The organism is Amycolatopsis sp. WAC 04169 (assembly GCF_003947535.1).
Taxonomy (GTDB): domain Bacteria; phylum Actinomycetota; class Actinomycetes; order Mycobacteriales; family Pseudonocardiaceae; genus Amycolatopsis; species Amycolatopsis keratiniphila.
The window spans coordinates 565,653-587,615 of the sequence record NZ_QHJI01000008.1 but is presented as its reverse complement, the minus strand read 5'-3'; the positions used below and the strand labels follow the sequence as shown (position 1 = coordinate 587,615).

Below are 21,963 nucleotides of genomic sequence, written 5' to 3'. Positions count from 1 at the left end.
AACTCAACGAACGCCCCCGCCAAACCCTCAACTGGCACACACCCACCGAAGCCCTCGAAGCACTACTGTTCAACCAACAAACAATGCGTGTTGCAACCACCACGTGAATCCGCCAGGCCTTCACGGAACGAGTCGGAAAAGTGGTAGCAAAGGTCCCTTGCTACTCGTCAGACCCCGGCCCAGGCCGCCAGCATCACGCGCGCGATCGACGAGTTCCCCGGCAGCACCAGCTGCCGCGTCCCGCCGGCGATCGGGGTCGGCACGGCGCCCGCGTTCCGCAGCTGACTGTTCGCGAAGGCGGCCCGCACCTCCTCGCGCGAAACCCAGAACGCCTCTTCGATCTCGCCCTCCGCGGGCACGATCGTCGCGGAGATGTCGGCCCGCGCGGTGAAGCCGAGCATGATCGACCGCGGGAACGGCCACGGCTGGCTGCCGAGATAACGCACGTCGCGCACCTCGACGCCGACCTCTTCGCGGATCTCCCGCTCGACACACCCTTCGAGCGACTCCCCCGCCTCGACGAAACCGGCGAGGATCGAGTACCGGTCCGGCGGCCAGATCGGCTGCCGCGCCAGCAGGACGTGCTCGCCGTTGACGCCGGCGTCGTCGTGCACGAGGCAGATCACCGCCGGGTCGGTACGCGGGTATTCCTCCCGGCCGCAGCCGGTGCACTTGCTCGCCCAGCCCAGCTGGATCAGTTCGGTCGGGCTGCCGCAGCGCGTGCAGAACTTCGCCTGCCGCCGCCAGGCCTGCAGCGCCTGCGCGGTGGTGAACAGCCCGGCCGACGTGTCGTCGAGCAGGTCGCCGTAGCCACGCAGGTCGACCCAGATCTCGCCTTCGTGGCGGGCGACCTGTTCGATGACGCCCCAGCTGCCCGCCATTTCGACGGTCTCGGTCTCCCCGGCGGGGCGGCCGGGCATCGACCAGTAGTCGGTGCCCTGCCACTCCCCCAGGAAGACCGCCTCGGCGGGCGGCTCGGTGCCGAACTCCTGCGACTTGCGGGTCGCGAGCGTGCCGGAACCCTCCACCACCGGGGTGCGCGCGTGCTCGTCGAGCAGCACGACCCGGGCGTTCGGCCAGCGCTCGGCGAGCCTGTCCGGGTTGGTGCGCAAGGATTCCTGACGGTCCGCCGTGGAGCGCGAAAGCGTCGGGAGCGCCCCTAACCCGAACGGCGTCTCCATCAGGCGGGCTCCCCGACGGTCACGTCGCCCAGCGCCGTCAGCTTCGGCGCGAGGACATCGGCGTCGCCGACGACGACCCCGGTGAACCGCTTGGGCGCGAAGAACTCCAGCGCCGCGTTCGCCACGTCCTCGGCGGTGACCGCGGCGAGACGCTCCGGATGCCCGGCCAGCCATTCGACACCCAGCCCCGTCGCGGCGAGCGCGGAGAGCTGCGCGGCCAGGCCGCCTTGCGACGACGCGGCCGTGACCAGCGAACCGATCGCGTACTGGCGCACCGACTCGACCTCTTCGGCGGTCGGCGGCACGAGACCGAGCCTGGCCAGCTCGTACCGCGTCTCCATGAGCGCGGCGGCGGTCGCGTCGGTCGCGGTGTCCGCGTCGACGTTCACCACGGCGGTCTGGTCGGTGAACTCGAATCCGGAGTGCGCGCTGTAGGTGTAACCCTTGTCCTCACGGATGTTCTCGACCAGCCGCGACGAGAAGTACCCGCCGTAGACCAGGTTCGCCAGCTGCAGCGCCGGGTAGCGCGGGTCCGTGCGCGACACGGTCTGCGCGGACAGCCGGATCTGCGACTGCACGGCACCGGCCCGCGGCACCAGCAGGACATTGCCGCCGGTGAGCTCGGGCAGCGCGGGCAGGCGGACGGCGGAGCGGTCCGAAGCCCAGCCTCCGAACGCCTTCTCCAGGTCGCCGATGACGGTCTCGGGGTCGATGTCGCCGACGATCACCAGCACGGATCCCCGCGGCAGCACCGAAGCCCGGTGCAGCGCGCGAACCTGTTCCGGCGTCACGACGGCGACGTCTTCGGCCTGCGGGACCTCGCGGACCGCGGGGTGGTCGCCGTAGCGGTGCTTCTGCAGCGCCTCACGGGCGATCGTCCTCGGCTGCGTGCGGGACACGGCGATCCGCTCGATGAGCCGCTCGCGTTCCCGCTCGACCTCGGCGTCCGCGTACGACGCGCCGGTGAGCGCGTCGGCGAGGACGTCGAGCATCGTCGGGAGGCCGTCGGCCAGCGAGGTCCCGGTGACGACCAGGCGCTCCGGATCGACGCCGGACGCGAGGTCGCCGCCGATCAGCGCCAGATCCGCGTCGATCTCGATGCGGTCGCGGCGGGCGGTGCCGGTCAGCAGGGTTTCGGCCAGCACCTCGGCGGTGGCCGGGTGCAGCTTGTCCTCACCGGCGAACGGGATCCAGACGCGCAGCTCGACCAGCGGCACGGTCGGCTTCCGGACGGCGAGCACGCGCAGCCCGTTGCCCAGCGTGGTGTCCACATGGGACAGATCCGCGGCGGCGCGCTGCGTCCCCAGCGACGGGACCGGACGCGGCCCGGCGGCCGTGCGGCCGATCTCCTCGGCGGTGCGGTGCGGTGCGCTCACTGCTCGGAACCTTCCTGATCGGAATCGGCACTACCGGGGCGGACGACGAGGACGGCCCGCGAGTCCGGCCGCAGCGCCTTCGCCGCCGCCGAAACGGCTTCCGCGGTGACCGCCGACATCTTCTCGGCGAGCCGGTACACCAGTGACGCGTCGCCGTAGAGCAGCTCGAACGAGCCGAGGGCCAGCGTGCGGGACACCAGCTTGTCGTGCTCGGAGTGCAGGCTCGCGGCCCAGCGCGCGGTGACCTTCTTGAGTTCCTGGTCCTCCGGCGGCGTGGCCGCCAGCTTCTCCAGCTCCTCGTCCAGCGCGGCGAGGACCTGGTCGGTGCTCACCTCGTGCGGGTGGATCGCGGTGATGGTGAAAGTGTCCGGGTCGCGCGCCTCGAACGGGCCGAACAGGCCGGCGCCCGCGCCGATGTCGACGACCAGCGGCTCACGGTGCACCAGCCGCTGCTGCAGGCGGGAGCCGTCGCCGTCGGTCAGCACGCCGGCGAGCACGAGGTTCGCCAGGTAACCGTCGAGGTCGTTGATCGGGTCCGGCATGCGGTAGCCGACGCCGACCGCGGGCAGCGGGGCGTGCGGGTCCACGTGCTCGCCGCGCAGTTCGCCCTCGGGGGCGGGCTCGGCGAACGACGGACGCTGCGGCGCGGGCCGGTGCGGCACGTCGCCGAAGTGCTTCTCGATCAGCTCGCGGGCCTCCTCGACGGTGAAGTCACCGGCGACGGTCAGCACCGCGTTCGCGGGCGAGTAGTAGGTGTCGAAGAAGGCCGCGCAGTCGTCCAAGGTGGCCTGTTCGAGATCCTCGAAACCGCCGTAACCGTTGTGCGCGTTGGGGAACGTGGAGTACAGCACCGGCGGGAGCAGGATCCACGGGAACCCGCCGTACGGCCGGTTCAGCACGTTGAGGCGGATCTCCTCCTTGACCACGTCGATCTGGTTGGCCAGGTTCTCCTGCGTCAGCTTCGGCGCCCGCATCCTGTCCGCTTCGAGGAACAGGGCGCGCTCAAGAGCCGCGGCGGGGAGGACCTCGAAGTAGTCCGTGTAGTCCGGATGGGTGGAGCCGTTGAAGCTGCCACCACTCGACTGGACGTACCGGAAGTGCGCGAGCTTCTCCAGGCTCTCGCTCCCCTGGAACATCAAATGCTCGAAGAGGTGCGCGAAACCGGTGCGCCCTTCGGGCTCGGAACGGAAGCCCACGTCGTAGTGGACGCTGACACCCACCACCGGAGCGGTCGCGTCGGGCGCGAGCACCACGCGCAGACCGTTGTCGAGGGTGAATCGGACAAGCTCGGGATCGGCCATGCGCACCACCCTACGGGCTACTCAGGCCTCCAGGCGACGACCCTGGCGGGTCGCGGCGAAGGTTCCCACTAGCGCGGCGGTGAAGTCGCCCACCCGCGCGATCGGGACCTCGCCGTCGTCTTCCTTGCCGTACCAGTAGATCTTGGGCGGACCCTTCAGTTCGGCGAATCCGGCGACCCACCGTTCTTGTTCGCCGAGAGCGAGCGCGTACGGCAGCGCCCGGGAAAGGAGCACCTCGCGTTCGAGCTTCGGGACGTCCGCCGCCTTGGTCGCCAGCAGCGCCTCGCGCACGCCCAGCAGCCGTCGGTGCAGCACGACACCGGCGCCGGTACGCACCGGCAGCCACCGGGCGGCGACGGCGAGTACCGCGCCCGCGGCGATGACGATCAGCCCGAGCTGGGCGTAGCCGACGGTCAACGCCAGCAGCACGGTGAGGAACAGGCCGTAGAGGCAGATCCGCAGGCCGGCGCGGGGCAGCCTGCCCGGCAGCCGCGAATACCAGCGGCGCTCGACAACGCTGTCGTCCAGCGCCTCCCGCACCGATTCGACGCCGATCCGCGCGGACTGGATCTCCGACAGCAGCACCGACTCGCTTCCGTCGGGTAGGAGGAGATCGAACACGGCGCGCTCGTAGGTGGTCAGCTGCTCGTCCGGCGGATTGCGGCGGACGAGCCGCCAGGTGGTCAGCTCGCCGGGCTCCTCGCTCACCCAGAGGTAGTTCCGGACGGCGAGGTCGACGACCGTCGCGGCCAGGTCGACGGCGTCGGCTCGGCCCGAGAGGACGGTCCCGACCTGTCCGGGGAGCACACCGTCGGGTGACGAGAACGCCTTCCCGGCGAGCAAGCGGACCGGGAGCGCGTCGCCCGGGTGCCTGTCCCGCCTCCGCAGGAGGGCCAGGCCGACGGCGGCCGCGATGAGCGCGAGCGCGAAGCCGCCCCACGCCCAGCCGACCGGGGTGGTGAGCACGAACGCTCCGGCGAAGGTCTTCGACGGCTCCAGGCGCGCGTTCGCCGGGACGGTGCCGCCGGGCAGTTCGACCGAGATCTCCATCCGCTGCCCCGGTGCGAGGTTCTGCTGGCTGAACCGGGTCAGCCCGGAATGCGCGATCTGGGCGGTCGCGCAGTGCGCGCGCGACGCCTCGGGCCCGGCGTAGCAGGTGACCGCGTTCGGGATCGACGGCGCGGCGAAGCTCGCCCGCACGAGTTCGAGCCGGGCGTCCCAGCCGCTCGCGAGCTGCCAGCTCACCCTGGTCAAGCCGTCGGCTTCGGTGACCGCACCGTCCACTGTGTACCGGACGACCGAGGTGCCGCCCTTGAGCTTGACGGTGAACTCGTCATCGGTCAGTTCGGAGTTGCCCGCGCCCTCGATGACGACGTCACGGATGCCGATGATCCGGTCGCGGTCGCGCGGGGCGGCCGTGCGGAGCGGGATCCGGCGGGTCATCGTCGCCTCGCTCGGCACGGACACGGCCTCGACGACCGTGAGCGCGCCGTCGCGTTCCACCTTGAGCGAGATCTCCGCGCTGTTCGGCAATGCGGGCAGTTGCGGTTCGCTCTGCGCCCCCGCCGGTGCCGCGCCCAGCACCAGCAGGAGACCGACCAGCAACAGCACGCGTTTAGTCCTCTGAATGCGGTACTTGCGTGTGCAACTACCGCATTCAGAGGACGAATTGCGAGTGTTCACGTCAGGCGGGGACCGGTTCCGGGCGCAGCGAACGCAGGTGACCGGATTCGGCGAGGAGACCGTCCAAAGCGGACAGGAACGACGGCAGATGCGCGGCGAACCGGCGCAGATCCCGATCGCCTTCGAGCCCGCCGAACCAGTACAGCCCGGCCGAACCGTCCGCCGACGGGTCGAGCGCCTCGAACGTCCGGAGCCAGTGCTCGGTGTCGCCGAGCACGATGGCGTACGGCAGCGACCGGGAGAACACCATTTCCCGGTCCCCCAACGGAATGTCGGCGACCTTGACGGTGTGCAGGTATTCGAGCAGCCCGCGCACCTGGCCGACCAGGCGCCTGCCGCGCGTAGTCCTCGGCGGCACCCAGGAGGCGCCCAGCAGCGTCGCGATCCCGGCGAGCGCGACCGCGACACCGAGCAGCGCGTGGCCTGCCGTGAAGGTCAGGACGACCGTCGCCACGAGTCCGAGCGCGATCAGGCCGATACCCGCCCACGTGAGTTTGCTCTTGCCCTTGTCCGGCCGCCGGGAGAACCAGCCCTTGCGCACGACGTCGGCGTACATCGCCTCGCCCGCGACACGGAGATCGACGGTGCCGCGGCCGCGGAGTTCCGACAGCAGGACGGAATCGGTGCCCTCGGGCAGGAGCGCGGTGTAGATCTCGCGCTCGAAGGCGGCGAGGTGCTCGTCCGGCGCGTTGCGGCGCGCGATCTGCCAATCGACCGTGCCGGCGCCGCGGACTTCGGCGATCCACAGGTAGTTGCGGACCGCGAGGTCGACCACCGTTCCGCTGACGTCCACGACGTCGACCGTCTCGTCGACGACCGTCCCGACCTGTCCGGGCAGGACACCGTCGGGCGAGGCGAACGAGACCCGGTCGCCTTCGCGCATGAGGACGTCGACCGGGCCGGTGCCCGCGGTGAGCGCGCCCCGGTCACGACGGCGCAGCAGCCAGACGGCGAGCACGCCGAGCACGAGGAACAGGGCCAGCGCCCCGAAACCGAGGCCGGCGAGGGTGGTGAGGGCGAAGGCGCCGCCGACCGAGGCGATCTGCTCGAACCGCGCGTTCGCGGGCACCGTGCCGGCCGGGAGCTGGACGGCGAGGTCGACTCGTTCGCCCGGCGCGAGCTTGTCCTGTTCGATGCGGACGACGCCGCTGTGGTCGGTCTCCGCGAGCGAACACTGCTTGTCCGAACCGAGCGGCCCGGCGAAACAGTCCACTGTGGGCATTTCGCGCGTCGGCGCGCTGAACGAAGCGGACACGCGGGACAGTTCGCCGTCCCAGCCGCTCGCGACCTGCCAGCGCACCTGCTGGGCGCCGTTGACGTCCGCGACCGCGCCGTCCACTTTGTACTTGAGGGTGGACGCGCCACCGTCGAAGGTGGCGACCAGCTGTTCGCCGTTCGGCTCGGTCTTGCCCGCGCCCTCGACCGAGACGTCACGGATCCCGTAGACGCGGTCCTGTTCCTCGCCCGCGGGAACCTTGAACGGGATCCGGCGCACCAGATGCTGTCCACCCGGGACGGTCACCTGCTCGGTGATCGACAGCGAGCCGTCGCGTTCCACCTTCACCGCGACGTTCGTGAACGCTCCGCTCGGTGGCTGGAGCAGCCCGAGCTGACCGCGCGCGCCCAGCGGTGGCGGCTTCGGCAGCTGTGGCGCATTGGTCAGCGAAGGGCCCGCTCCGGGCGCCTCCGGCACATTCGTATCCGACGGCGGGGCCATCAAGGCCGAGCTCGCCGCGACGGCCACGACCGCCGTCCCCCATTTCGTCAACACAGCCACACACTCTAGGGCAGCCGATCTATGCTGACCGCCGAAACGCCGAATCCGCCACCTGGGCGAACGGCGTTGCCGAACAGCATGGGGGATCCACTCGATGAACCAGCAGCCGCCCGGCCCGCCTGATCCGCGGCGCCGGCCGACTCCGCCACCACCCCGGCCGCCGCAGGGTGGCCGACAGCTCCCGCCGCAGGGCGGGCGTCCGCTCCCGCCGCCGGGGGCACGTCCGCTTCCGCCGCGCGGGGGCCCGCCGATGCCGCCGCCGAACCGGCCGGGCCCCGTCCCGCCCGGTCGTCCGCCGATTTCCCGGCCGACGCCGGTTCCGCCGCCGTTCCGGCCGGGTCCGCCGAGCGGTGGCCTGCCGCTGCCCCCGCCGGGCGCGGCACCGCTGCCGCCGCCGCAGATCGGCGCGCCGGTCCCGTTCCGGCCCGGTGCCGTCGGCCCGCCGCAGCTTCCGTACGGTCCGCGTTTCGCGCAGCCCGCTTTCGCGCCCTACGGCGGATATCAAGCCAAGAAGTCGAACGGCGGGGTGATCGCGGCGATCGCGATCGTGGCGGTGATGGCGGTCATGGGCGGGCTGCTCATGGTGGTCACCATCGCGAACGGCAAGTCGAAACACGTCGCGGACGTCGGCTACTCCAGCTATTCGGAAACCTCCACTTCGGACTACACGACGACCAGCGATACGACGACGTCGACGACGACCACCAGTTCGCGAGACTCGACCGGCACACGTGAGACGTCGACCGGCTCCACCCGGGAGACCTCTGCGAGCCGTGCGCCGTCCGGCCCGCAACCGCACCACAAGCTGGCGGACAATCCACTGTGGCTCGATTCCCAGGTCGGCCTGCCGAACCAGCCGTGCAACCTCTCGCGCTGGGCGAACAACCCGGACGCGGCGGCGGCCTTCTTCGAAAGCGCGCGGCCCTGTCTGGACAGCGCCTGGCAGCAGGTCATGAACTACACGAAACTGCCGTTCCGGGTCCCGACCGTGAAATACCCGTCCGGCAAGAACTGGTCGAGCCCGTGCGGTGACGCCAGCGGCGGCTCGGTGGCGGCGTTCTACTGTTCGCAGAACGAGACGCTGTACATGCCGTACGAAGGCCTTCAGGTGCCGCAGTACGGCAACCGGCCCGGGGTCTATCTGGCGGTCTTCGCCCACGAGTACGCGCATCACATTCAGGCGCTTTCGGGGATCTCGGAGGCCTATTGGGACGCACGGTACGAAGCGGGCACCGATTCGGCGGCGGGCCTGGAGATGTCGCGGCGCAACGAGCTTTCGGCGCAGTGTCTTTCCGGGACGTTCCTGGGTTCGACGGTGGGACGCGGCGGCTCGGTCGATCAGGCGATGTATCGCGACGCCTGGCAGACCCAGGACCGCGGCGACCACAACGGCGGCCCGCGCGACCACGGCTCCGACGCGCACGCGTCCTCGTGGTGGCAACACGGCGCGCAGAAGAACCGGATGTTCCAGTGCAACACGTGGGCGGCGAAGTCGGCCGACGTTTCCTGACGTCGCGTGAAGGCCCCCTTCCCTCGGCTGAGCCGAGGGAAGGGGGCCTTCACGCGCTTGGGGTCAGCCTGGCGGGGCGAAGGGGTTCTCCGGGGCGGGCTCCGACGGCGGCTGGGGCTGGGCGACGGGGGCGGGGGCGGGGGCAGTCGGCTGCGGGTAGGACTGCACGACCGGCGGCCCGTACTGGACCGCGGGCTGCAACTTCGCCTGATCCCGCTGCCGCCGCTCGGCCAGCACCGCCGACAGGTACGCCCACGACGGCACCCCCGGCGGCACCGGCGCCCCGATCGCCGTCGCGACCTGCTGCGCGAGCCCGTACCCGAGCGCTTCGGCCGCTTCGGGGCGAAGCTCGCTCGTGCGGCTCAAGTACTGACGGACGGCCAGCGCGAGATCGTTCGGCAGCCGGGTCAGGTCCAGCTGCGAAGCCCAGTACGCCAGCTGCGGCGGCATCCCGACATACGGCGTCCGCGCCGCGGGCATGCGTTCCCGGATCACCAGCGTGCCGGCCAGGTAGTCGCCGACGCGGCGGCCGTTGGGCGACAGCAGCGACGTGACCACCGCCACGACGCCGAGCATGCCCAGCGCCCAGAAGTCGATGAAGAACCCGGCGAGCCCGCGGACCAGCGCGTGCCGGAACCGCACGGGGCCGCCGTCGGTGCGGACCACTCGCAGGCCGAGCGCCATCTTCCCGAGCGTGCGGCCGCGGCTCAGCGTCTCGCAGATCACCGGGTAGCCGACCATGATCAGCACGAGGGTCACCAGGAACAGCGTCAGTGCCAGCGCCTCGTCACCGAAGGCGGCGACCTGGCTGAGCACCAGCATCGCGACGATCAGGGCGACCAACTGGAGGGCGACGTCGAGCATCATGGCGAGCCCGCGGCTGGCCAGTTTCGCCGCGCGCACGTCCAGGACGACGGCCTCGCCGGTGACGAGTTCGGACTCTTGTTCCACCTGGCAAGCGTAGTGACGAATAGGCTGGGCGACCAAGGACGATCGCCGGGAGGGCTCCGAGTTGGACGTGGACGTGTTCGTCGCCGCGCACCAGGCCGAATGGAACCGGCTGCGTGACCTCGTCGGCCGCGCCGGGAAACTCAGCGGCCCGGACGCCGACGAGCTGGTGACGCTGTACCAGCGCGTCGCGACGCATCTTTCGATCATCCGCTCGGTCGCGCCCGACCCGGTGCTCGTCGCGCAGCTGTCCGGTCTGGTCGCGAAGGCGCGCTCGGCCGTCACCGGTTCGCACAGCCCCGCGTGGCGCGAGGTCGGCCTCTTCTTCACCCACCGGTTCCCGGCCGCGCTGTACCTGAGCCGTCGCTGGTGGCTGGCGTCGGCGGCGGCGTCGATCGCGGTGATGGCGATCGCGGCGGTGTGGATCGCCGGAGACCCGCAGGTGCTCGCGTCGCTGGCCTCGCCCGAGGAGTTCAAGGACCTGACCGCGCCGGGCGGGAAATACGAGACGTACTACACGTCCGACCCCGCGGGTTCCTTCGCCGCGCGCGTCTGGACAAACAACGCGTGGGTGGCCGCGACCTGTCTGTTCCTCGGCGTGGTGCTGGGCGTCCCGGTGATCTACGCGCTCTGGGCGAACTCGCTGAACCTCGCGATCGGCGCGGCGCTGATGTCCTCCGCCGGACGGCTCGACGTGTTCTTCGGGTTGATCCTGCCCCACGGCCTGCTGGAGCTGACCGCGGTCTTCGTCGCGGCCGGGACGGGCCTCAAGCTCGGCTGGACGGTCATCGACCCGGGCCGCCGCTCCCGGACGGCGGCGCTCGGCGAACAGGGGCGCTCGGTCGTGGTGATGGCGCTGGGGCTGACCGTCGTACTGCTGATCTCCGGCGTGATCGAGGGTTTCGTGACCCCGTCGGGCCTGCCGACCTGGGCGAGGATAGGAATCGGAGTAATCGCCGAGGTCGCGTTCTTACTTTACGTGTTCGTCGTCGGGCGTCGCGCCGCGAAAGCGGGCGAAGTGGGTGATGTCGACTGGCGATACGCTGGAGATTCTCGACCGGAAGCGGGCTGACCTGGTTAGCTCCTTTCATGGGGAGAAAACGGTTACGCGCCTTCGCGATCGTCGTCCTGTCCGTACTCGCCTCGACGCTCCTCGTCGGCGCGTCCCAGGCTCGGACCGTGTCCGCGCCGTCGGGCAAACAGAACTGGGTGGTGAGCGTCGGCGGATTCCGGACCGACGCCGACCGCAATTACGTCCGTCTCGGCTATCTCGTGTTCAACTCGGCCGACAACACCGTCGCGCACAACTTCTGGACCTGGAGCCAGGCGGGCTTCCCGGCCCCGGTCGACAGCGGCGACGTCTATTACTGCGGTGACTGGGCGCCGGGTACCAATCCCCGCAACAACTGCCCGATCAAGACCGCGCCCGGCTTCACCGGCGCCCCGAACAGCCATTTCACCGGCACCTATACCGAGAACTCCGGACAGGTGGCCATCACCTGGACCAGCAGCACCGTCGACGGCACCACCACTCCCGTGAACCTCACGGAGACGTGGGCCGTTTCGGAGCCGAGGCCGGGTCTCGGACGCCTGCAACTGGTGAGCGACAACTACTCGATCACCAGCGGCATCGCCTACGGCAGCAACGCCTCCCTCGCGCAGACCAGCAAGGCTCCGATGAGCTCGGTCCGCGCGACCCAGCGGTCGTACCTGCTCGAAGGGCAGGGCGTGAACCGCCGCGCGATCACGAACTGGACCCGCGGCAGCAGCGGTGCTTTGGGCGTCGGCCCGGGGTGGAACAAGTGCGACGACGGCTCCTGTCTCGGGTACGTGCAGTACGACTCCGGATGCGCCCCGACCTCCTGTTGCCTCCCCGGCGCCGGATACGAGGCCTGCGCGAAGAAGATCATCGACACCGGCGACAGGCGGTTCTACTACCTGAGCGACGCTTTCGGCGGGCGGCGCAACAGCTACGAGTTCTGGTGCGAATGCCTGTCCTACAACGGTTGCTACCTCGGCAACAGCCACGTCCGCCCGCTGCTGCAGGTGATCGACGACGCGGGCGCGTTCCAGGGCTGGGTCGGCGCGGAGGTCAGCCCGGACCGGAGCGGTTCGCGGGATCCCTCAGGCGAGTACTACTCGAGTTTCGCGCTGGTGGCTTAGTTCCGCGTGGGCCGGGTTGGTCGTGAGCCGTCTCGGTGCCCCTTGGGCGGTGGCGTGTGGGGAGGATTTGGGACGTTGAACGTCCCAAATCCTCCCCACACGGCCGCCAACCGGGAGATTCTTGGGTCTTACGAGCTTGATCAACGGAGGATCGGGGACGTTGAGTGTCCCCGATTCTCCGTTGATCAAGATCCGAGACCCGCACAGCCGACCGTCGTACCGGTCAAGTGATTCGAGTGTGGAGGATCCGGGACGCTGAACGTCCCAAATCCTCCACACTCGACTATGCCTCAGCGAGTTCCGATGCCATCGAACTCCGCGACCGACCGCCCGTCGTTGCTTCACATTCGCTCTACTCGGACGTGGATAAGCACACCTACCCGCTCCCGAAACGCCACTCACGACCCACCCGGCCGAAGCTCAACAGGTGCAGCTGCCCTCGAAGGTGATGCTGTTCCCGTCCTCCAGACTCGCGCTGCCGGTGAACCGGATCTCGAACTCGCCCGGTTCGGTCAGCACGATCTTCGGGCTCGCCGCCGAACCGTCGGCGCCGGTCTTGGCCGTCGCCGTCTCGGCGCCGCCTTCGAAGACCAGCACGTTCTTCGGCCGTGCCGCGCGGACGAAGAAGTTCACCGGCACGTCGGCGGCGGGCTGGCCGTTCTCCCCGATCACGCGCACCACGAACGGCTGCCCGGGCGTCTTCGTGGACAGCCGCTGCCCGTTCCCCGACAGGATCGCGAGTGTCCGCACCCCGGCCGCCCAGGTGTTGGACAGTCCTGGCAGAGAGCAGACCTCCTGATACAGACGCGCTCCGACGGTCGGCGCCTCCGCGGTCAGGCAGCGCGCGGTCGCCACGTTCGCCAGCAGCACCAGCCCGGGCAGCCCGGCGTTGCGGCGCCACTGCTGGAGACGGTCTTTGCCGTCGCACGCCACGAGTTTGACGCCGACCCCGTCGACCGGGCTGATCGCCGCCAGGCACTGTCCACTCGCGACATGGGTGTACGACAGCGCCGCCTTGTCGTACACCCATTGCGCGTTGGCGTCCTTCGCGTCGGCGAGGGAGAGCTTGCCGTCGGCCGCGGCCAAGGAGACGGTCCCGCCGCCGTCGGCGAGGTGGACAGGCTTCCCGGCGGGCTGCGCGGAAGCGGGTGACACGAGCAGCATCGCCGGGAGTACCGCGAAGAACAGCACGAGCTTGCGCAAATCTGACCCCCATCGCGTCGGTCCGGACTTCCGAGCTAACCGTCCGCGCGCCCGCACGCCAACCGGCACCACTCCATCGGGTTCGGCGTCAAAGCCGTCCGGCCGCCTTCAGCGCGAGATACCGGTCCGCCAGCCGCGGCGGCAGATCCTCGGGCACGGCGTCGACGACCTCGACCCCGTGCCGCGCCAGCCGCGCGGTGACCTGGCGCCGTTCGGCCAGCACCCGCTCGGCCGCGGCCGCGTCGTAGACGGCTTCCGCGTCGCCACGACCCGCCGCCATCTCGGCGACCCGCGGGTCCGCGACCGAAGCGATCATCAGCTGGTGCCGCGAGGTCAGCTTCGACAGCACCGGGAACAGGCCTTCCTCCAGTGGCGCCGCGTCCAGTCCGGTCAGGAGGACGACCAGCGCGCGCCGCCGGGTGCGCCGCAGCACCTCCGCGACCATTCCCCGCGCGTCGGTCTCGACCAGCGACGGTTCGAGCGGCGCCATCGCGTTCACCAAGGCGGGCAACAGATTCGTCGATCCCTGGACCGCCGCGTGGACCTGCCGGTCGTACGCCAGGAGATCGACGCGGTCACCCGCGCGGGCGGCGAGTACGGCCAGCAGCAGGGCCGCGTCCATCGCCGCGTCGAGGCGCGGCGCGTCCCCGACCCGGCCCGCCGAAACGCGGCCGGTGTCGAGCACCAGCACCACGTGCCGGTCGCGTTCGGGACGCCAGGTGCGCACCATGACATCCGACGCGCGCGCCGAAGCCCGCCAGTCGATCGACCGGACGTCGTCGCCGATCACGTATTCGCGCAGCGAGTCGAATTCCGTGCCCTGGCCCCGGATCAGCACCGCGTTGCGGCCGTCGAGCTGCTGCAGCCGCGCCAGCCGCGACGGCAGATGTTTGCGGCTGTGGAACGGCGGCAGCACCCGCACGGTCCACGGCACGTCGTGCGAACCCTGCCGCGCGGCGAGCCCCAGCGGCCCGGTCGACCGGACGGTGACCCGGACCGCCGTCCGGTCGCCGCGACGGGTCGGCAGGAGCCGCGTGGTCACGACCCGGCGTTCGCCCGGGGGCAACGTCAGGCGGTGCCGGTCGTCCGCGCCGGCGCTGGGCGGCCAGGCGTCGCGAAGCCACGCGCGCACCGGGCGGCCGCCGGGATTGGCCACGGTGAGCGTGACCTCGCACTCCTCCCCCAGCCGCACGGACGTCGCGCCGGACCGCGCGAACTGAAGCCTTCGCACACTCCCGGCGAGCACGAGATCCAGCACCACCACCAGCAACAGCACCGCCGCGGCCAGCCCGATCCCGGCCCACGAGGGCAGCAGGAAACCGACCACCGGCGCCGCGAGGAGCGCCAGCAGCCCGAGCCGCCCGGTGACGGCCATCAGCGCGGAACGGGTACGGACGCGAGGACGCGGTCCAGCACGCCGTCGGCGGTCGCGCCTTCGAGTTCGGCCTCGGGCCGCAGGTCGAGGCGATGCCGCAAGGACGGCCGCGCCAAGGCCTTGACGTCGTCCGGGGTGGCGTAGTCGCGGCCCGCGAGCCACGCCCACGCCCGGGTCGCCGCCAGCAGCGCGGTCGCGCCACGCGGGGAGACGCCGAGCCGTACGGACGGCATCGACCGTGTCGCCCGGCAGACGTCGACGATGTAGGCGAGCACCTCGGGCCGCACGGTGACCCCGGCGACGGCGCGCCGCGCGGCGTCGAGCTGGGCGATCCCGGCGACCGGCGTGACCCCGGCGGCGCCGAGGTCACGCGGGTCGAAACCCTGCGCGTGCCGGGAAAGGATGCCGAATTCGTCCTCGCGGGACGGCATCGGCATGGTCAGCTTCAGCAGGAACCGGTCCAGCTGCGCCTCGGGCAGCGGGTACGTGCCTTCGTATTCGACCGGGTTCTGCGTCGCGATGACGATGAACGGGTCGGGCAGCGGCCGCGTCTTGCCGTCGCTGGAGACCTGACGCTCTTCCATCGCCTCCAGCAGCGAAGACTGCGTTTTCGGCGGCGTGCGGTTGATCTCGTCGGCCAGCAACAGGTTCGTGAACACCGGGCCCTCGCGGAAGGAGAACTCGCCGCTGTGCGCGTCGTAGACGATCGAACCGGTGATGTCGCCCGGCATGAGGTCCGGCGTGAACTGCACCCGGGTCGTCTCCAGGTCCAGCGCGGCCGCCAGCGCCCGCACCAGCAACGTCTTCGCCACCCCTGGCACGCCTTCGAGCAGTACGTGTCCCCGGCACAGCAACGCGATGATGAGCCCGGTGACGGCCGCGTCGTTGCCCACCACGGCCTTTCCGACCTCGGCGCGCAGGGCGATCAGCGCCGCCCTGGCATCGGCCGCACCGTCCATACTGGACTGATCGCTACTCAAGACCGCTCCACCTCTCGTTCCACGACATCGAGTCCGTCCGCCAGCCGCACCAGCGCGGCGTCGTCCGCCGGCGGGTCCCCGTACAACAGCGCGCCGACTTCGGCGGGCGCCCGGCCGGTCCGTACGGCGACGGACTCCACCAGAGCGGCCGGTTCGGCGTCGCGGGTGAGCCCCAGCAACGGCCGGAGCCGCGCGCGAGCCGCCTCACGCAGGGTTTCCCCGGCGTGCGCGGCGGCTTTCGCCTTGCGATACAACCTCGCCCTGCCCTCGGTGGCCTCGGCCGCGCGGACCACGACCGGGATCGGCTCGGTCACCACCGGGCCCAATCGCCGCGAACGCCACAGCGCCAGCAGTACCACCGCGACCCCGGCCTGCAGCGCCGCGTACGACCAGCCCGCCGGGATCAGTTCGGACAGCGGCTTCTTCTCGGGCTCCAGCGACGGGTCGGCCGGCGTCGGCAGGTACCAGACGAGCCGCTCGTGCTTGCCGAGCATCCGCATCGCCAGCGCCGCATTGCCTTCGTCGGCCAGCCAGTCGTTGGTCAGCGGGGTGGGGGTGCCGAGCACCGTCACCGTCCCTTGTGGACCGGGGACCTCGAGATACGTACCGCCGTAGCATTCCAGCGCCCGTGGTTGCGTGGCCGAATACGTCAGGCCGCCCATCGTCGCGCTCCCCGCCGCGACGGGATCCGCGGCCTGGCACTCCGGCGCGCGGGTCTCGGTCTCGACCTGGCCGTTCACCCGCACGCCGGGAAGGACTTCCTCGACCGTGCCGGAGCTCGGCTGCACCAGCACGACGTGCTCGGCGCTCTGGCGGATCTCCGCGAAGGTGCTCTTGGGCACGTAATCGGGTTTGGTGATCAGGACCGTCGCGTCCCTCGCGACCCCTTTGGCCTCGGCGGCGGTGCGCACGATCGGGATCTTGACGCCTTCCCGTTCCAGCAGGGTCGCCAGCGCGCGGCCGCCGGCGGGCTCGTAGGAACCCGGTTCGAGCGCGCCGGTGGTCCGCTCGCCCTGGAAGAGCACGAGCAGCGTGCCGGTCAGCACGATCAGGAGGACGACCGCGAGCGGGAGCCGTACCCCGCGCCAGATCCGGCGGGCGTCGGGCGAAACCGAGGTCATCCGGCCGCCAAGGCGACAGGCCGGGCACGACGGCAGCGTTCGTCCAAATCGGACAGTGACCGGTAGCCGTCCGCCGTGGCCGGGATACCGCCGTAGTGGACGTCGTCGAACAGCCGGGCGCCGGCGCGCAAGGGCTCGGCGACGTCGGGAAGCAGCCGTCCGGCTTCGATGGCGGCCTCGTCCGCGGTCCGCCCGGACTTCTCGTCCAGCAGCGCCCGCTCCTCCAAGGACCGCACCACGGCACGGAACCGTTCACGGACGGCGTCGTCGAAGTCGCCCCGCGACGCGGCCTCCTCGGCCGCCTTGCGGTGTTCACCGGATGCCTTGCGTTGCCCGGCGAACACGGCGCGCCCGCTCTTGGCCGACGTCGCCAACGGCCCGGACTTCAGCCGGATCACCACCACCAGCACGATCAGCACGACGGCCAGCAGCACCACGGCGAAGATCCCGCCGGGCACGGCTCCGTTGACCGTTTCGAGGAACCGCAGCAGTTTCTCGACCACCCAGTCGAACGCCTCGGCCAGCCAGCTCGGTCTCGCGGCCTGATAGGCCTGGCCCGAGAGCTCCTCGGCGGCGCGCAGCCGGGCGGTGTCCCGGTCGATGTCGACCGGGACCTCGGTGAGGAAGCGCGTCACCATGCCTGCGGCGGGGGCGGCGTCTGGATCCCGGCCGCGCGGGCCAGCTCGATGTCCATGCCCTCGCGGCGCATCCGCTGGTCGATGTAGAGGATCACGGTGACCAGCGCGCTGAACGGGCCGACGATCGTCTGCGCGATCACCGTGCCCACCGACTGGAGGATCAGGTCGCCGGTCGACGGGACGTAGATCTGGTTCAGGTCACCGAAGATCGACAGGAAGGCGCTGAAGCTGAACGGGATCGTGATGATCGACGCCAGGAACGACGAGATCACGTACGCCAGCAGCAGGATCCCGAAGACCCGCCAGAACATGCCCGAGACCAGCTTCACCGACCGGCGGAACGCCTCGAACACGGTGCCGCGTTCGAGGATGAACGCCGGGCTGGCCAGCGCCCAGAAGGTGTAGGGGATGATCGCGGGCAGCAGGCAGAAGACCGCCCCGACCAGGATCGCCAGCGTGTAGAGCACGGTCAGCCCGAGCAGCGGCAGCAGCCGGGGCGCCGCCTCTTTCGCGGCCTCCTTGAAGGTGACCGGCTTGCCGAGGACGGCCTTGCCCATCAGGACGGTCAGGAATCCGGTCAGGACGGTGGTCCCGAGCAGGGTCGCGACGAGGGTGATGAACGACGTCGCCAGCGTCCCGCCGAGGATGCCGAGCATCTGGTTCATCAGTTCCTGATCGGTGGCCGCCGGGCCGAGATCGCGGATCTGTTCCAGGTCGGCGGTGGTGTCGACCAGCAGCAGCCCGACCAGGTTGATGGCCGCGGTGAGCACGGCGGTGACCGCGGCGGCCCCGAAGACCATCCGCCAGTACTTGCGCATGGCCGTGACCGCGCCGTCGAGGATGTCGGTGAGGTTCAGTGGGCGCAGCGGGATGACACCGGGCCTGCCGAGGCCGACCTTCCAGTTCGGGTACTGCTGCTGCGGCGGGGGCTGGTACGACGGCAGCGGAGGCGGTGGCGTCGCCCCGGAGGGTGACTGCCACTGCTGCGCCGCTTCCCCCCGCGGCGGCGTCGGCGAGTCCGCCTGCGGCTGTGCCGGTTGGTCCGCCTGCGGCTTCGGCGTCTCGGTGCCTTCCGGCCCGGACGGTCCGCCGGTCTCCGTCATGCGACAGCCCCTTACCCGTTCACGTTGCTTACGAACACTCTTCCAGAGGGTCCGACACCCAGCCAGAGCTGGGGGGACGACACTGATGGGTGACCGCTCGCCTCACGCTGGATACCCTCTGCAGCCGAGCTGTGGGTGGGGACGCCGTTAGCTCGTTATGCTGAACATCGGACCGGGTACCCCCGGTTCGCCCCTAGAACCACCGGGACCGACTTGATGACGCAACCGCCCCACGGCCAGTGGCCGCCACGCGGCGCCGTCCAGCCACCGCCGGTGCACGGCCAGCCCCCTGCCCAGTGGCACGGCGCGCCGCACCACTTCCCGCCTCCGCCGCCACGCCGGTCCGTTGGCGCGATCGTCGGTATCTGCCTCGGCGCGGTCGCCGTCCTGGTCCTCGGCCTGGTCGCGATCGTTTCACTCAATCGTGACGACTCCGATCACGTAGCGAATGCGGGCTACAGCACGCTGCCGAACACGCCTTCGCAGGCCGGACTGCCGCCGAGCGGGTCTTCGTCGCCCTCGTCGTCGACGAACCCGTTCCCGTCTTCACCGACCAAGGCGCCGTCCTCGTCGAGCGGGCCGCAGAAGATCCTCAAACTCGGTGACCACCCGATCCTCCAGGACCCGAACGCCGGCCTGCAGAACCGGGTCTGCACGCTGCCGCAGTGGCAGAGCAGCCAGCAGGCCGCCGAGGCGTTCTTCACCGCGGCGGGCAAATGCCTCGACAACGCCTGGGGCCCGTTCCTCGACGCCTACGACCTGCCGTTCACCCCGCCCGCACTGCACTTCCCGACCGGGGCCAGCTTCGAAACCGAATGCGGCACCATCCAGGTGGGCATCGCGACGGCGGCGTACTACTGCGAGAACAACCTCTACGTGCCGTTCCGCGGTCTCCAGACCGACCAGTACGGCAACAACCCCGGCGTCTACCTGGCCCTTTTCGCGCACGAGTACGGACATCACGTGCAGGAGGTCGCCGGGCTGATGGACGCGGCCTGGCAGAAGATCTACGACGCCGGCCAGAACAGCCCCGCCGGGCTGGAGATGTCGCGGCGCAAGGAACTGCAGGCGCAGTGCTTCTCCGGGATGTTCCTCGGCGCGCACGTCGACCAGGGCGGCACGGTCAGCCGGGACATGTACAACAAGGCCTGGAACGACCAGGAGACCCGCGGCGACAACACCTCGCGCAGCCAGGACCACGGGACGAACGCGCACTACGCGTCGTGGTGGCGGGCGGGGGCGAGCAACAACCGGATCGCCGACTGCAACACCTTCTCGGCTCCCTCGAGCGCCGTTTCCTGAGTCTCGGAAGTACGTGAAGTGCCGCTCGTCGATGGATGCGGTGCCGTGGGCGATTCCGGCTTGCCCGGTGCGGCTGGTCGCGCCAGGACGCCGACTGTGTGGCTTTCGGGGCGTTGGATGACCAGAAATCCACACAGTCCCGTCGTGACCGGTCCGGTCATGGTGGGCAGTAGCCAGCGGCCGATGCCCTTGAGAGGGCTCAGGCCGTCACCGGCACCCGAGGCCCCCGCAACACCAGGAACACGTACATCCCGCCCGCGAAGCAGCTGAACACCAGCAGCGCCAGCCCGAGCGGCCGCCGGGCGTCGCTCGCTCCGGCCGTCGCGTCGGCCGCGTGCACCGCGATGGCGTCCCCCGAAGCCCCGTCCGGGACGACGACCTCGAGGCGCTCACCCTTGCCGTGGCCGCAGCCGTTGAGCGAGCCCTCCGTCGGCTTGCCGCCGAACTCGAACTTGACCTTCTCGGTGGCGCCGCCGCCGGTACAGGGCGCGGGCTCGACGACCTCCGCCCGCACGGTCGTCCCCTTGGTCTCGTTCGAGATGCCGAACAGCCCCGGCCCGGCGAACCAGGCCAGGAAGATCACCAGCAGGCCGACCGCGGCCGCCACGGCCAGGGAGTTCCACCCCGGGGTGAGCCCTCTGGCGGGGTCCGATCGCTTGCGCACGAACGCCATGCTCCCAGAACCTCGCGGCAAAACACAGGAGCCCGGGGAGGTGGTAGCAAAGGTCCCCTGCTACCGCTCGATCGTCTCCGCGGAGGTCACCTTCCGGATGTACAGCAGCTTGTCCCCCGGCTCGATCGCGTCCGCCTGCGGCGCGTCCACCCGGTACAGCACGCCGTCGCGGACGACACCCAGCACGATGTCCGGCAGATGCCGCGGCGACCCGCCCTCTTCGGACGGTTCCACCGGGCGTTCGGCGATCGCGAGGCCGGACTCGGGGGTGAGCAGGTCCTCGACCATGTCGACCACCAGCGGCGTCGACGTCGCCATGCCGAGCAGACGCCCGGCGGTCTCGCTCGACACCACGACCTGGTTCGCGCCCGACTGCTTGAGCAGGTGGACGTTCTCCGCCTCCCGCACCGACGCCACGATGTGCGACTTCGGCGCCAGCTCACGGGCGGTCAGCGTGACCAGCACGGCGGTGTCGTCCCGGTTCGGGGCGACGACGACGGCCCGCGCCCGCTGCACCCCGGCGACGCGCAGCACGTCGGCGCGGGTGGCCGAGCCGTGCACGGTCACCAGCCCGAGTGCCGTGGCCGCTTCGAGGGCCTGCTGGTCGGTGTCGACGACGACGATGTGGTCGGGTTCGACGTTCTCGTCCCCGAGCAGCGCGTTGACCGCCGACCGGCCCTTCGTGCCGAATCCGACGACGACCGTGTGGTCCCGCACCTTCGTCCTCCACTTTTGGATCTTGAAAGCCTGTCGCGAGCGCTCGGTGAGCACTTCGAGTGTGGTACCGACCAGGACGATGAGGAAGAGCACCCGCAGCGGGGTGATCACCAGGACGTTCACCAGCCGTGCGGACGGCGTCGCGGGCGCGATGTCACCGTAGCCCGTGGTCGACAGCGACACCGTCGCGTAATAGAGGCTGTCGAGGAAGGTGAGCCCGTCGCCGTTGGCGTCGCGGTAGCCGTCCCGGTCGAGGTAGACGATCAGCACGGTCGCGAGCAGGGCGAGCATCGCGCCGATGATCCGTTTGAGGATCGACCGCAACGGGCTGACCGTCAGTTCCGGCATCCGGATCACACCGACGAGCTCGTGGTCCGGGCGGTCGCTCAGCCTGACCGGGAAACGCTTGAGAACCCTCATGCACAGGCTCCGGCCTGGTCCGCGTCACTCACGGTCGGGAGGATAGCCGAAGAACGTTCCGTTCAGCGCGGTATGCGAAGCTCAGGGCATGTCTTCGGAGTCCCGACCGTCTCAGCGGCCCGCCCATTTCCTCGCCGGCCTGCTCGGCGCGGCCGGTGTCCTGCACTTCGTCCAGCCGAAACCGTTCGACGCCATCATCCCGAAGCAGCTTCCCGGCTCCCCTCGCGCCTGGACCTATGGCTCCGGTGTCGCCGAGCTGGGCGTGGCCGCCGCGGTCGCGAACCCGAAGACCAGGCGGCTCGGCGGGCTCGCGGCCGCGCTGCTGTTCGTCGTGGTCCTGCCGGGGAACGTGAAGATGGCCGTCGACGCCGACCGCCGGAAGGCCCCGAAGCACTGGCGAGCGGCCTTCTGGGCCCGCGTCCCGCTTCAGATCCCGCTGGTGGCCTGGGCGCTCAAGGTCCGCGACCGCGCCTGACCCCCGCATTTCGTCCT

Annotated in this window: 19 protein-coding genes; 5 read left to right on the top strand and 14 right to left on the bottom strand. The window is 70.6% G+C overall.

Annotated elements, in window-relative coordinates:
• Window positions 1-167: 167 nt before the first annotated feature.
• The 5 genes from nudC to DMC61_RS25150 all read right to left on the bottom strand — a co-directional run bounded on the left by nudC (window position 168) and on the right by DMC61_RS25150 (window position 7,312).
• Window positions 168-1,181 (bottom strand): NAD(+) diphosphatase, encoded by a 1,014-nt coding sequence (gene nudC / locus DMC61_RS25170; protein WP_125691675.1) that lies wholly within the window; start codon window positions 1,179-1,181, stop codon window positions 168-170.
• Window positions 1,181-2,557: a pitrilysin family protein gene (locus tag DMC61_RS25165; RefSeq protein ID WP_125691673.1), complete on the bottom strand. Its 1,377-nt coding sequence runs from the start codon at window positions 2,555-2,557 to the stop codon at window positions 1,181-1,183. The genes nudC and DMC61_RS25165 overlap by 1 nt, the downstream gene beginning before the upstream one ends.
• The gene (locus tag DMC61_RS25160; RefSeq protein ID WP_016331539.1) at window positions 2,554-3,858 is read right to left on the bottom strand and encodes a pitrilysin family protein; all 1,305 of its coding nucleotides are present in this window, start codon (window positions 3,856-3,858) and stop codon (window positions 2,554-2,556) included. The genes DMC61_RS25165 and DMC61_RS25160 overlap by 4 nt, the downstream gene beginning before the upstream one ends.
• A gap of 21 nt (window positions 3,859-3,879) precedes the next feature.
• Window positions 3,880-5,466 carry a DUF2207 domain-containing protein gene (locus tag DMC61_RS25155; protein ID WP_199750100.1) on the bottom strand — a complete coding sequence of 529 codons (1,587 nt, stop codon included), beginning with the start codon at window positions 5,464-5,466 and terminating at the stop codon, window positions 3,880-3,882.
• Window positions 5,467-5,542: 76 nt separating this feature from the next.
• Complete coding sequence (locus DMC61_RS25150) at window positions 5,543-7,312, bottom strand: DUF2207 domain-containing protein (protein WP_233594941.1); 1,770 nt, start codon at window positions 7,310-7,312, stop codon at window positions 5,543-5,545.
• Window positions 7,313-7,568: 256 nt separating this feature from the next.
• Here DMC61_RS25150 and DMC61_RS25145 point away from each other — a divergent pair, with 256 nt between their 5' ends.
• Window positions 7,569-8,828 carry a neutral zinc metallopeptidase gene (locus DMC61_RS25145; RefSeq protein WP_125691671.1) on the top strand — a complete coding sequence of 420 codons (1,260 nt, stop codon included), beginning with the start codon at window positions 7,569-7,571 and terminating at the stop codon, window positions 8,826-8,828.
• A gap of 63 nt (window positions 8,829-8,891) precedes the next feature.
• Here DMC61_RS25145 and DMC61_RS25140 read toward each other — a convergent pair whose 3' ends face one another.
• Complete coding sequence (locus DMC61_RS25140) at window positions 8,892-9,779, bottom strand: RDD family protein (protein WP_125691669.1); 888 nt, start codon at window positions 9,777-9,779, stop codon at window positions 8,892-8,894.
• A 61-nt stretch (window positions 9,780-9,840) separates the two neighbouring features.
• Between DMC61_RS25140 and DMC61_RS25135 the strand changes: the two genes are divergently transcribed.
• Both DMC61_RS25135 and DMC61_RS25130 read left to right on the top strand, forming a co-directional pair.
• On the top strand, window positions 9,841-10,848 hold the full coding sequence (locus DMC61_RS25135; RefSeq protein ID WP_063276343.1) for a stage II sporulation protein M: 1,008 nt from the start codon (window positions 9,841-9,843) through the stop codon (window positions 10,846-10,848).
• 17 nt (window positions 10,849-10,865) lie between these two features.
• Window positions 10,866-11,939, top strand: a complete 1,074-nt coding sequence (locus tag DMC61_RS25130; RefSeq protein ID WP_125691668.1) for a hypothetical protein — start codon at window positions 10,866-10,868, stop codon at window positions 11,937-11,939.
• Between the two features lie 420 nt (window positions 11,940-12,359).
• On the opposite strand, the gene DMC61_RS25125 is transcribed toward DMC61_RS25130, so the two are convergent.
• From DMC61_RS25125 to DMC61_RS25100, 6 genes are all read right to left on the bottom strand, one after another.
• Entirely contained in the window at window positions 12,360-13,142 is a 783-nt protein-coding gene (locus tag DMC61_RS25125; protein WP_125691666.1) for an RICIN domain-containing protein, read from the bottom strand.
• Between the two features lie 88 nt (window positions 13,143-13,230).
• Window positions 13,231-14,517: a DUF58 domain-containing protein gene (locus DMC61_RS25120; protein ID WP_125691664.1), complete on the bottom strand. Its 1,287-nt coding sequence runs from the start codon at window positions 14,515-14,517 to the stop codon at window positions 13,231-13,233.
• Window positions 14,517-15,476, bottom strand: coding sequence for a MoxR family ATPase (locus DMC61_RS25115; RefSeq protein ID WP_083715427.1), 960 nt, complete (start codon window positions 15,474-15,476; stop codon window positions 14,517-14,519). Before DMC61_RS25115 ends, DMC61_RS25120 begins: the two co-directional genes overlap by 1 nt.
• Window positions 15,477-15,493: 17 nt before the next feature.
• Window positions 15,494-16,618 (bottom strand): DUF4350 domain-containing protein, encoded by a 1,125-nt coding sequence (locus DMC61_RS25110; RefSeq protein ID WP_125691662.1) that lies wholly within the window; start codon window positions 16,616-16,618, stop codon window positions 15,494-15,496.
• Window positions 16,615-17,256: a DUF4129 domain-containing protein gene (locus tag DMC61_RS25105; RefSeq protein WP_125691660.1), complete on the bottom strand. Its 642-nt coding sequence runs from the start codon at window positions 17,254-17,256 to the stop codon at window positions 16,615-16,617. Before DMC61_RS25105 ends, DMC61_RS25110 begins: the two co-directional genes overlap by 4 nt.
• Complete coding sequence (locus DMC61_RS25100; RefSeq protein ID WP_125691658.1) at window positions 17,250-18,359, bottom strand: hypothetical protein; 1,110 nt, start codon at window positions 18,357-18,359, stop codon at window positions 17,250-17,252. The genes DMC61_RS25105 and DMC61_RS25100 overlap by 7 nt, the downstream gene beginning before the upstream one ends.
• 216 nt (window positions 18,360-18,575) lie before the next feature.
• On the opposite strand from DMC61_RS25100, the gene DMC61_RS25095 reads away from it, so the two are divergent.
• Window positions 18,576-19,661 carry a neutral zinc metallopeptidase gene (locus DMC61_RS25095; RefSeq protein ID WP_233594933.1) on the top strand — a complete coding sequence of 362 codons (1,086 nt, stop codon included), beginning with the start codon at window positions 18,576-18,578 and terminating at the stop codon, window positions 19,659-19,661.
• Window positions 19,662-19,860: 199 nt separating this feature from the next.
• On the opposite strand, the gene DMC61_RS25090 is transcribed toward DMC61_RS25095, so the two are convergent.
• Window positions 19,861-20,268 carry a hypothetical protein gene (locus tag DMC61_RS25090; RefSeq protein ID WP_125691767.1) on the bottom strand — a complete coding sequence of 136 codons (408 nt, stop codon included), beginning with the start codon at window positions 20,266-20,268 and terminating at the stop codon, window positions 19,861-19,863.
• A 126-nt stretch (window positions 20,269-20,394) separates the two neighbouring features.
• Entirely contained in the window at window positions 20,395-21,471 is a 1,077-nt protein-coding gene (locus DMC61_RS25085; protein WP_125691656.1) for a TrkA family potassium uptake protein, read from the bottom strand.
• An 88-nt stretch (window positions 21,472-21,559) separates the two neighbouring features.
• On the opposite strand from DMC61_RS25085, the gene DMC61_RS25080 reads away from it, so the two are divergent.
• On the top strand, window positions 21,560-21,946 hold the full coding sequence (locus DMC61_RS25080) for a hypothetical protein (RefSeq protein WP_125691654.1): 387 nt from the start codon (window positions 21,560-21,562) through the stop codon (window positions 21,944-21,946).
• Window positions 21,947-21,963 lie beyond the last annotated feature (17 nt).